This is a genomic window from Kocuria himachalensis (assembly GCF_054784195.1).
Genome location: NZ_BAAGPL010000019.1, coordinates 210104 through 220752, shown reverse-complemented (window position 1 = coordinate 220752; position 10649 = coordinate 210104). Strand labels below are relative to the sequence as shown.

The 10649-nt window shown below is 74.0% G+C and carries 9 protein-coding genes and 1 riboswitch; of the genes, 5 read left to right on the top strand and 4 right to left on the bottom strand.

Features of this window, described 5'->3' with window-relative positions; genetic code table 11:
- Window positions 1-143: 143 nt before the first annotated feature.
- Window positions 144-263, top strand: a riboswitch (TPP riboswitch).
- A gap of 90 nt (window positions 264-353) precedes the next feature.
- Genes ACYVM4_RS13385 through ACYVM4_RS13375 form a run of 3 tightly spaced genes read left to right on the top strand, consistent with a single transcriptional unit; the run spans window position 354 to window position 3636 of the window.
- On the top strand, window positions 354-974 hold the full coding sequence (locus ACYVM4_RS13385; RefSeq protein ID WP_460668863.1) for an ECF transporter S component: 621 nt from the start codon (window positions 354-356) through the stop codon (window positions 972-974).
- On the top strand, window positions 971-2842 hold the full coding sequence (locus ACYVM4_RS13380; RefSeq protein WP_460668862.1) for an ABC transporter ATP-binding protein: 1872 nt from the start codon (window positions 971-973) through the stop codon (window positions 2840-2842). The genes ACYVM4_RS13385 and ACYVM4_RS13380 overlap by 4 nt, the downstream gene beginning before the upstream one ends.
- Window positions 2839-3636, top strand: a complete 798-nt coding sequence (locus ACYVM4_RS13375) for an energy-coupling factor transporter transmembrane component T family protein (RefSeq protein WP_460668861.1) — start codon at window positions 2839-2841, stop codon at window positions 3634-3636. Before ACYVM4_RS13380 ends, ACYVM4_RS13375 begins: the two co-directional genes overlap by 4 nt.
- Window positions 3637-3643: 7 nt before the next feature.
- On the opposite strand, the gene ACYVM4_RS13370 is transcribed toward ACYVM4_RS13375, so the two are convergent.
- The 4 genes from ACYVM4_RS13370 to ACYVM4_RS13355 all read right to left on the bottom strand — a co-directional run bounded on the left by ACYVM4_RS13370 (window position 3644) and on the right by ACYVM4_RS13355 (window position 7705).
- The gene (locus ACYVM4_RS13370; protein WP_460668860.1) at window positions 3644-4525 is read right to left on the bottom strand and encodes an aminotransferase class IV; all 882 of its coding nucleotides are present in this window, start codon (window positions 4523-4525) and stop codon (window positions 3644-3646) included.
- 29 nt (window positions 4526-4554) lie between these two features.
- Complete coding sequence (locus ACYVM4_RS13365; RefSeq protein ID WP_460668859.1) at window positions 4555-5148, bottom strand: uridine kinase family protein; 594 nt, start codon at window positions 5146-5148, stop codon at window positions 4555-4557.
- Entirely contained in the window at window positions 5145-5684 is a 540-nt protein-coding gene (locus tag ACYVM4_RS13360; protein ID WP_368821319.1) for a low molecular weight protein-tyrosine-phosphatase, read from the bottom strand. Before ACYVM4_RS13360 ends, ACYVM4_RS13365 begins: the two co-directional genes overlap by 4 nt.
- 83 nt (window positions 5685-5767) lie before the next feature.
- On the bottom strand, window positions 5768-7705 hold the full coding sequence (locus tag ACYVM4_RS13355; protein WP_460668858.1) for a BCCT family transporter: 1938 nt from the start codon (window positions 7703-7705) through the stop codon (window positions 5768-5770).
- A 308-nt stretch (window positions 7706-8013) separates the two neighbouring features.
- Here ACYVM4_RS13355 and dnaK point away from each other — a divergent pair, with 308 nt between their 5' ends.
- The gene (dnaK, locus tag ACYVM4_RS13350) at window positions 8014-9870 is read left to right on the top strand and encodes a molecular chaperone DnaK (protein WP_368821321.1); all 1857 of its coding nucleotides are present in this window, start codon (window positions 8014-8016) and stop codon (window positions 9868-9870) included.
- Complete coding sequence (locus ACYVM4_RS13345) at window positions 9867-10529, top strand: nucleotide exchange factor GrpE (protein WP_460668857.1); 663 nt, start codon at window positions 9867-9869, stop codon at window positions 10527-10529. Before dnaK ends, ACYVM4_RS13345 begins: the two co-directional genes overlap by 4 nt.
- Window positions 10530-10649: the final 120 nt, after the last annotated feature.

The window sequence follows — 10649 nt, the reverse complement described above, 5'->3', positions numbered from 1 at the left end:
GGGACGTGCCGCGGGGGACGTGCCGCGGCGGGTGTGCGGCGAGCGTGCCGAGGGTGTGCTGCGGGAACGCCGTACGGGTGCAGCCGGAGCTCCGGACCCGTGGGCGTGCACGGAGCGGGCGGCAGAGGGGTAGACTCGGTGCCACTGAACGACAGGGGAGCGCCCCGCCGGTGAGACCGGCGCGGCGCTGAGAGTGCGGATCGCCGCAGACCCTCGAACCTGCTCCGGCTAGCACCGGCGAAGGGAGTCGAGCATCTCAGGGGTGTTTCCCCGGGAGCGCGCCACCGGCGCGGCCCGCGGAACCCCGTCCCCTCCTGGCACCGACGGCTCGCTGAGCCCAGGAGGAACGCACCGTGAACACCACCACCCACCGCCCCGCCGGCCGCCCCGGCACGTCCCGCCCGTCGTCCTGGCGGGTCGTCGACATCGTCGTGGCCGCCGTCCTCGCCGCCGTGTGCGCGGTCGTCTTCTGGGCCTGGTCGAACCTGCTCTACCCCGTGGTCGGCACGGCCGCGGTCGCCTACCCGCCCGCCGTGGGCCTGATCGCCGGCGGCTGGTTGGTGGCCGGCGTGCTCGGCGGCCTGATCATCCGCAAGCCCGGCGCCGCGCTGTTCTGCGAGCTGCTCGCCGCCGTGATCGAGAGCTTCCTGGGGACCCACTTCGGTCTGCTGGTCGTCCTCTCCGGCCTCGTCCAGGGCATCGGCGCGGAACTGGCCTTCGCCGCCTTCCGGTACCGCCGGTTCGACGCCCTCGCGGCGGCCGTCGCGGGCGCCGTGAGCGGGATCTTCCTCGGCGTCCACGAGAACATCGTCTACAACTACGAGTGGGCGCCGGGCCACCAGGTGGTCTACGTGGTGCTGGCCGCGGTCTCCGGGGCGGTGCTCGCGGGCCTCCTCATGCAGGCCGTGGTGCGGGCCCTCGCGGCCACCGGCGTCCTGCAGGGCCTCGCCTCGGGGCGGGCCGTGCGCCGATGACGGCTCCCACGGTCCGGCGCCCCGCGGTGCCGGCGGCCCACGGGGCCCGCGTCGAGGCCCGCGGCTTCGGCTGGCACCACCCCGGGCGGGAGACAGCGGCGCTGCGCGGTCTCGACCTCGTGGTGGAACCGGGGGAGCGGGTGCTCCTGCTGGGGCCCAGCGGGGCGGGCAAGTCCACCCTTCTGCACGCCCTGGCAGGAGTCCTCCACGACGACGACGGGCAGTCCGGCTCCGGCGAGCTGCTGCTCGACGGCTCGCCCCCGGAGCAGGCGCGCGGCCGGGCCGGGCTCGTGCAGCAGGACCCCGAGTCCCAGGTGGTGCTGTCCCGGATCGGCGACGACACCGCGTTCGGCCTCGAGAACCTCGCGGTGCCCCGCGAGCAGATCTGGCCGCGGGTGCGCGCGGCGCTCGACGCCGTGGGCCTGGACCTGCCGCTCGACCACTCCACCGCGGCCCTGTCCGGCGGACAGAAGCAGCGCCTGGCGCTCGCGGGCGCCGTGGCCATGAGCCCCGGGCTGCTGCTGCTCGACGAGCCGACGGCCAACCTGGACCCTGCCGGCGTGCGGCAGGTCCGCGACGCCGTGGTGTCCTGCCTCGACCGCAGCGGGGCCACACTCGTGGTCGTGGAGCACCGCGTCGCCGTGTGGGCCGAGGTCGTGGACCGCGTCGTCGTGCTCGGCCGCGACGGGGGGATCACCCACGACGGGGCCCCGGGACAGGTGCTCGGTGCAGCCGCCGACGAGCTGAGCCGGGCGGGGGTGTGGGTCCCCGGCCGGGTGCCGGCCACGCGTGCGCCCGCCCGCCCGGCCGCGGACCCGCGGCCGGTTCCCGTCGGGAGCCCTGCCGGGAGCCCTGCTGTGGGCCCTGCCGGAAGTCCTGCTGCGGGCCCGTCCGCGGTCGGAGGCTCCGGGGCGGACGGCGAACCGCTGCTGAGCGCCACCGGTCTGGGCGTCTCGCGCAGCCAGCCCTCGGCGCGGCAGCTGCGGGCCCGGCGGCGGACGCGGCGCCGCGGCCGCCCGGTGGACGACGCCGCCACGGGCCAGGACCTCCCCACGGCGGTGGCCGGCGTGGACCTGGCCCTGCGCCGCGGCCGCACGCTCGCGCTGACCGGGCCCAACGGCGCCGGCAAGTCCACGCTCGCGCTGACGCTGGCGGGCCTGCTCGCCCCCGTGCGCGGCACGGTGCGCGCCCATCCGAGCCTCGACCGCGGCGCGGGCCCCGACCCCCTGGAGTGGCGCGGCCGGGAGCTCGTGGCCCGTGTCGGGACGGTCTTCCAGGAGCCCGAGCACCAGTTCCTGCGCGCCACCGTGCGCGCCGAGCTCGAGCTCGGACCCCGGCTTGCGGGCACGCCGGCGGCCGAGCGGGAGCGCCGCACGGACGAGCTGCTCCGCCGGCTGCGGCTCTCCCACCTGGCCGACGCCAACCCGTTCACCCTCTCCGGCGGCGAGAAGCGGCGGCTGTCCGTGGCCACGGTGCTCGCCACGGACCCGGACGTGCTGGTGCTCGACGAGCCCACCTTCGGCCAGGACGCCCTGACGTGGGCGGAGCTCGTCGATCTGCTCGTGGAGCTCGTCAATGCCGGCACGTCGGTCCTCGCCGTGACCCACGACGAGGACTTCGTGCGGGCGCTCGGCGCCGAGGTGCTGGCCCTCGGCACGCCCCCGGAGCAGGACCGCGCCACTCGCGCGGCACCGGCGGCGCGGGAGTCCCTGGCCGCGCCGGCCGCACCCGTCGCTCCTGCTGCACCGGTCGCTCCGGCCGCGCCGGCAGCGCCAGTCGCTCCTGCCGTGCCGGCCGCTTCAGCCGTTCCGGTCGCTCCCTCTGAGACGGCCCCGCCCGTCCCCGCCCGGCGGGAGCCCGTCCGGTGAGCGCTTCCGCGATCGCGCCGTCGGCCCGGACCTCCCTGCTGGGGCGGACGAACGCGGTGGTCAAGCTGGCCGGGGCGCTGCTGCTGACCGTCGTCCTGCTGCTCAGCGCGGACCCGGTGACGTCGGGGACCGTGCTCCTGGGCGAGGTGCTCCTGCTGGCGCTCGCCGGTCAGCGCCCGCTCGCGCTGCTGCGCCGGGCGTGGCCGGTGGTCGTGGCGGCCCTCGTGAGCGGGTGGGGCACGGCACTGCTCGCCGAGGACTCCGGGGCGGTGCTGCTCGACCTGGGGGTCACCGGGATCTCGGCCGGCTCGGTGGCCGCGGGCGCGGCGATCGCCCTGCGCGGGCTGGCACTGGCCCTGCCCGGGCTGATGCTGGTGCTCACCACGGACCCCACGGACCTCGCCGACGGTCTCGCCCAGACGCTGCGCCTCCCGGCCCGCTTCGTGCTCGCGTCCCTGGCCGCGCTGCGGCTGGTGGGCGTGATGGTCTCCGAGTGGGCCACCCTGGCGATGGCGCGACGGGCGCGCGGCGCGGGGTCCGGACACGGACCGTTGGGCGCGCTGCGGGAGTTCGGCGGCCAGGCGTTCACGCTCCTGGTGCAGTCCCTGCGCCGGGCCACCCGGCTGTCGGTCACCATGGAGGCGCGCGGCTTCGGCGCAGGTCCGCGCACGTGGGCCCGCGTGCCGGGGTACTCCTGGCGGGACGCCGCGGTCCTCGCGGGCTGCGCGGCGGTCGCGGCGTCGGGCCCGGCGGTGTCCGCCCTGCTCGGGACGCACCGGTTCATCTGGGCCTGAGCCCGGATCAGGCCTGCGAGACCCAGCTCGTGACGAGCCGCGTCAGGTCCGGGTCCACCGGCAGCGGCTGGTGGTCGAGCCGGCGCACCGGCACCGCGAGCCGGACGCTGGAGACCAGCCACACGGCGTCGGCCTCCATGAGGTCCGCCGGGTACAGCGGCCCGTAGCCGAGCTCCCAGCCGTCCCCGCGGGCGGCGGCGAAGATCTTGGCCTGCGTGGTGCCCGGCAGGATCCCGTGCGAGGGCTCCGGTGTCAGCAGGGTGCGGCGGCCGGCGCGCACGCGGGCGCAGACCACGGAGGACGTCGCGCCCTCCAGGACCCTGCGGCCCTCCGTGGTGAAAACCGCCTCGTCCGCGCCGAGGGAGCGGGCGTGGCGCAGGGCGGCCATGTTGATCGCGTAGGAGAGCGTCTTCGCCCCCGGGAGCAGCCACGGGTACCCGGCGTCCTGGGCGGGATCGTGGCCGCGCGGCAGCAGCACCGCGGTCACGCCCTCCCGCCGCTGCCGGAACGTGGTCTCCGGCACGGGGCTCACCACGATCCAGGACCACGGGCCGTCCCCCGGGGTGCCGCGGCTGATCACGACCTTGACCGCGTGCTCGGCACCCAGGCCGCCGTCCCCGCCGGGAGCGGCGTGGGCGAGCGCCAGCTCCACCGCCCCGCGCACGTCCCGCGCCGACGGCACGGGCAGCTGCGCCAGCCGCGCGGAGGCCGACAGCCGCTGGTGGTGGGCCTCGAACTTCTGCACGGTCCCGTCGACGGCGCGCATGGTCTCGAAGACGCCGTCCCCGCGGGTGAGACCCTGGTCGTCGATCCGCACGAGCGGGACGGACGGATCGGCGAGGACGCCCCCCGGGTGGGCGGCGTCGAGGACGACGACGGTGCTGGTCACGAATCCTCCTGTCGGTGCGGCCGAGGTGCTCAGCAGACCGGGCCGGGGTGCAGGATGTCCACCTGCTCCCAGACGTGGTCCTCCGCCAGGTAGGCGTCCTCCTGGGCGGCCCAGCGGTCCCAGTGCTCGGCGTAGTACGAGCCGTCGCGGCTCAGCGCGCGGTCGTAGCGCAGGGCGGTGGGCAGCTCGACCCACACGGAGACGTCCAGCAGCTTCCGGGCCTCGGCGCTGCACGCGCCGACGCCCTCCAGGATCACGACCTCCGCCACGCGGGTCAGCCGCGGGGTGCCCGGGGAGCCGGTGACCCAGTCCCAGGCGCTCCACTCCGCGTCGCGGCCCTGGTCGAGGGGAGTGAGGACCTCGTCCACGTAGGTCCGCCGGCCGGGTCCGAGCCCGTCCCAGCCCGGGTAGAGGTCCTCGAGGTGGAAGAGCGTCACGTCCCGCACCGGGCGCAGCACCGCGGCGAGCTGCTCCGCGAGGCTGGTCTTGCCGGCGCCGGAGCGCCCGTCGATGCCGATGAGGTACGGGCGGCGGGTGGGGGAGGGGAGCAGCCGCGCCAGGTTGGTGCCGGCGGGGTGGGCCGCGGCGAGGGCCGGGTCCAGCTCCAGCTCGATGTCGATCACGCGCGTCCGGCGTCCTGCGCGGGGCTCTCGGCGGGGCCCGGGTCGGCGCCGAGCTCGCGGGCGACGGCGCGGACGACGCCCGGCACGGCGGCGGCGATCATGCCGTAGGTGGTCTCGAAGTCCTCCGGGCCCCCGTACCAGGGGTCGTAGATCCCCAGGTCGCCGTGCTCGAGGTCCCCGACGGCGGGGTCGAACTCCCGCAGCAGCCGCACCTTGGCGGCGGCGGACCCGTCCGGGGCGAGCGCTCTCAGACGGTGCCAGTGCACGACGTCCAGGGCGAGCACGAGGTCGCGGTCGTCGAAGCGGACGGGGTCGAAGACCTGGGCCGCGTGCCGGGAGGCGTCGAGCCCCTCGCGGCGCAGGAGGTCGCCGGCGCGGGGGTCCACGGGGTTGCCGAGCTCCTCGTCGCTGACGCCCGCCGAGTCGATCCGCACGCGCTCGGCCAGTCCTGCGGCCTCGAAGGCGCGGCGCAGGGCGAACTCCGCCATGGGCGAGCGGCAGATGTTGCCGGTGCACACGGTCACGATCGAATACATAGCGGGCAGTCTAAGCCGTCCGGTCCCGGCACGAGAAGTGCGGCCGCCGCCCGGGGGCGGCGGCCGCACCCGGCACCGGCTCGTCAGGCCCGGTCACCGGCCGGATCGAGCTCCCGCTCGGGGTCCGGCGCGGCTTCCTGATCGGAGCCCCGTGCCGGGGCGGATCCGGCGGGGAGCTCGATCTCATCGCCGTTCTCGTCGACCCGCCGGTACCAGTCCGTGACGGCCGGGTCGTGCGAGTCGAAGGTCTCGCCCGCGGCGCGGGCGCCGGGGGCGTGCTCCACCTGCAGGGCGAAGTCGTCGCCGTGCTCCTCGATGCCGTGGATCACGGCCTTGCGGACGGCGGTGAGGGCGAAGGCGTGGCGGATCGTGGCCGGGTCGCTGCGCAGGTCCTTGTAGAAGGCGACCATCAGGAAGGCGACGACCACGGCGAAGGGCAGGGCCGAGACGGTCACGAGGTTCTGCATGCCGGTGAGGGCGTCGTCTCCGCCCACGAGCATCATGACGGCCGCGATGCCGCCGAGGCACAGGCCCCAGAAGATCACGATCGGGCGCTTCGGCTCGCCGTGGCCCCGCTGGGACAGCGTGCCCATGACGATGGAGGCGGAGTCCGCGCTGGTCACGAAGAACAGGCCGATGATGACCATCGCGAGCACCGAGGTGAGCGCCCCGAGGGGCAGGGCGTCGAGCATGCCGAACAGCACGGCCTCCTGGCCGCCGGCGGCCGCCAGGTCGGTCCCGGTGCGCTGCAGGTGCATGGCGGTGCCGCCGATGACCACGAACCAGAGCACGCACATCGAGGAGGGGACCACCAGGACCACGGTCACGAACTGGCGCAGGGTGCGCCCGCGGGAGATCTTGGCGATGAACATCCCGACGAACGGGGACCACGAGAGCCACCAGGCCCAGTAGAAGACGGTCCAGCTGCCCGCGAACGCCGTGGCGTCCTCGCCCCAGCCGCCGGTCTGCCCGGTCATCCAGAGGTACTCGTGCAGGTAGGTGCTGAACACCGCGGGGACCAGGTCCAGGATCAGGACGGTGGGCCCGGCCACGAACACGAAGACGGCCAGCAGGAAGGCCAGCAGCAGGTTCGTGTTGGAGAGGTAGCGGATGCCGCGGGCCACACCGGAGACGGCGGAGACCACGAAGGCGGCCGTGAGGACGGCGATGATCGCGATCAGGCCCCCGTTGCCGAGCGGCCCCCATCCGACGACGAGCTCGAGGCCCCGGGCGATCTGCAGCGCGCCGATCCCCAGCGAGGCCGCGGTGCCGAAGAGGGTCGCGAAGATGGCGAACACGTCGATGAGCCGGCCGAGGCCGCCCTCGGCGCGCCGCTGGCCGATCAGCGGCACGAAGATCCGGCTGATGAGCGGAGGACGCCCGCGGCGGTACGCGCCGTAGGCGACGGCCGCGCCCACCACGGCGTACATGGCCCAGGGGTTGAGACCCCAGTGGAAGGCGGTCTGGACGAGGGCGTAGACGGTCATCTCCTCGGAGCCGGGCTCCGCACCGTACCCCGGCACGCCCGCGCCGAAGTGGCTCAGGGGCTCGGAGGCGCCGTAGAACATCAGGCCGATGCCCATGCCGGCGGCGAAGAGCATGGCGAGCCAGGAGAAGAAGGAGTACTCGGGCTTCTCGTCGTCCATGCCCAGGGGGATCCGGCCGGTGCGGCTGAAGCCGACGACGAGCATGAACAGGACGGCAGCCGTGGACAGGGCGGTGAAGAACCACCCGGTGTTGCCGGTGACCCAGGCCAGGGCCGCGGCGGAGGCGGCGGAGAGGGTGTCGGTGGAGAGCACCCCCCAGGAGATGAACGCCACGATCAGCGCGGCGGTGACGAAGAAGACCACCTTGTCCGTGCCGTAGCGCAGCTTCTGGTCCTCGACGGCGATGCCGGGGACCAGGGCGGGGTGGATGCCGTGCGGGTAGTTGATCTCGCGCAGCACCTCCCGGGGCTTCGGCCGGCGGGAGGGCTCGGCCGGGCTCGGCGGCTGCGGTGAACGGGGTGGCGTGCTGCTCACGGGGGCTCCTGGGGTGTCGGGGTGCGTGCGGTGATGTGCGGGGCGGACCCGGGGGTGTCGACGGCGGCCCGCCGGAACGGGCACAAAGCTTCCACCGTAGCCGACGCCCTGCCGCGGGGGACGGGAGTGCGCGGAGTCTCACACCGACCACCGCACCGAAGTTGAGCCGATGTGGCTCAAGTTAAGTTGACACCGGCGGCTCATGTGGCAGACTTGAGCCAGGAAAACTCAAGAAGTGAGACCTCCGGGACCTTAACGGGGCCACCACGGCCCGCCCGGTTCAGCTCGACCCGAAGGAGAACACGCCCATGTCTCGTGCAGTAGGAATCGACCTCGGCACCACCAACTCCGTGGTGTCCGTCCTGGAGGGCGGAGAGCCCACCGTCATCGCCAACGCCGAGGGCAACCGGACCACGCCGTCCGTCGTGGCCTTCTCGAAGGACGGCGAGACCCTGGTCGGCGACATCGCCAAGCGCCAGGCCGTCACCAACGTGGACCGCACGATCGCCTCGGTGAAGCGCCACATGGGCACCGGGTGGTCCACCGACATCGACGGCAAGAAGTACACGCCGCAGGAGATCTCGGCGCGCATCCTGATGAAGCTCAAGACCGACGCCGAGTCCTACCTCGGCGACAAGGTCACCGACGCCGTGATCACGGTCCCGGCGTACTTCAACGACGCCGAGCGCCAGGCCACCAAGGAGGCCGGTGAGATCGCCGGCATGAACGTGCTGCGCATCGTCAACGAGCCCACCGCCGCGGCGCTCGCCTACGGCCTGGAGAAGGGCAAGGAGGACGAGCTCATCCTCGTCTTCGACCTCGGCGGCGGCACCTTCGACGTCTCCCTGCTGGAGGTCGGCAAGGACGAGGACGACTTCTCCACCATCCAGGTCCGTTCGACCGCCGGTGACAACCGGCTCGGCGGCGACGACTGGGACCAGCGCGTGGTCGACTGGCTGCTGGCGCAGGTGCGGTCGAAGACCGGCGCGGACCTGTCCAAGGACAAGATCGCCCTGCAGCGCCTCAAGGAGACCGCGGAGCAGGCCAAGAAGGAGCTGTCCTCCGCGACCAGCACCAGCATCTCCCTGCAGTACCTGTCCGTGACCCCCGAGGGCCCGGTGCACCTGGACGAGCGCCTCACCCGCGCCAAGTTCGAGGAGCTCACCCGCGACCTGCTCGAGCGCACCGAGAAGCCGTTCAAGGACGTCATCGCCGAGGCCGGCATCTCCGTTTCCGACATCGACCACGTGGTGCTGGTGGGCGGCTCGACCCGCATGCCCGCCGTCGCGGAGACCGTCCAGCGCCTGGCCGGCAAGGAGCCCAACAAGGGCGTGAACCCGGACGAGGTCGTCGCCGTCGGCGCCGCGATCCAGGCCGGCGTGCTCAAGGGCGACCGCAAGGACGTGCTGCTGATCGACGTGACTCCGCTGTCGCTGGGCATCGAGACCAAGGGCGGCGTGATGACCAAGCTCATCGAGCGCAACACGGCCATCCCCACCAAGCGGTCCGAGACCTTCACCACCGCGGAGGACAACCAGCCGTCCGTGTCCATCCAGGTCTTCCAGGGCGAGCGCCAGTTCACCCGGGACAACAAGAACCTGGGCACCTTCGAGCTGACCGGCATCGCCCCCGCCCCGCGCGGGATGCCCCAGATCGAGGTCACCTTCGACATCGACGCCAACGGCATCGTGCACGTCTCCGCGAAGGACAAGGGCACCGGCACCGAGCAGTCGATGACCATCACGGGCGGGTCCTCCCTCTCCAAGGAGGACATCGACCGCATGGTCAAGGACGCCGAGGCCAACGCCGAGGCGGACCGGGTGCGCCGCGAGGCGGCCGACCTGCGCAACAACGCGGAGCAGCAGGCGTACTCCGTCGACAAGCTCCTGAAGGACAACGACGAGAAGCTCCCCGCGGACGTCAAGTCCGAGGTGCAGGCCGACGTCGACGCCCTGAAGAAGGCGCTCGAGGGCGAGGACGACGACGCCGTGAAGACGGCCTACGACAAGCTGCAGCAGTCCCAGACCAAGCTCGGCGAGGCCCTCTACGCGCAGTCGCAGACCGAGGGCGCGGAGGGCGCTCCGGGTGCGGGCGCCACCGGCGCCACCGGTGACGAGGACATCGTCGACGCCGAGGTCGTCGACGACGAGGACGAGAAGAAGTGAGCATGCCCGACCCCACGCCAGGACCCGACGAGAACGCGGAGGACCACGGCACCGGGAACGTCCCCGGCGACCCCGCCGCGGACCCCGGCGAGCAGCGCGCGCAGGACTCCGGCGACGGCCCCCGCGAGGAGGCCGGGCCGGAGGGCCTGACGGTGGACGACATCCTCTCGACGCCGCAGTCGACGGACGCGGAGTCCGGGGACGCCGCCCCGGCGGCGGCCGCGGGGGAGAACTCCCCGGCGGCCGCCCTCGCCGAGGAGCGGCTCGAGGAGCTGCGCCGGCTGCAGGCCGAGTTCGTGAACTTCAAGCACCGCACGGCCCGCGAGAAGGAGCAGCTCCGGACCTTCGTGACGGGCGACCTCCTCCAGACGCTGCTGCCGGTGTTCGACGACATCGACGCGGCCCGGCAGGCGGGCGACCTCACCGACGGCCCGTTCGCGGCGATCGCGAACAAGCTCGAGGAGACCCTCGTGCGGCAGGGGCTCGTGCGCATCGGGGAGGTCGGGGAGAAGTTCGACCCGAACGTCCACGAGGCGGTGCTGCAGCAGCCCACGAGCGTGGTCGAGCCGGACCAGATCTCGATGGTGCTGCGCTCCGGCTTCCGGATCGGCGAGCGCGTGGTGCGGCCGGCCCAGGTCGCCGTCGCGGTCGCCGAGTGAGGCCCGTCCCGGCCTGATCCCGGCGACGGCAGGGGAGGTCCGCCGGCGGGCCTCCCCTGCCCCGTCCACCCGTCCCCGGCGCCGCGGCGCCGGGGACGAGGACCACCACGGGGCCCTGCC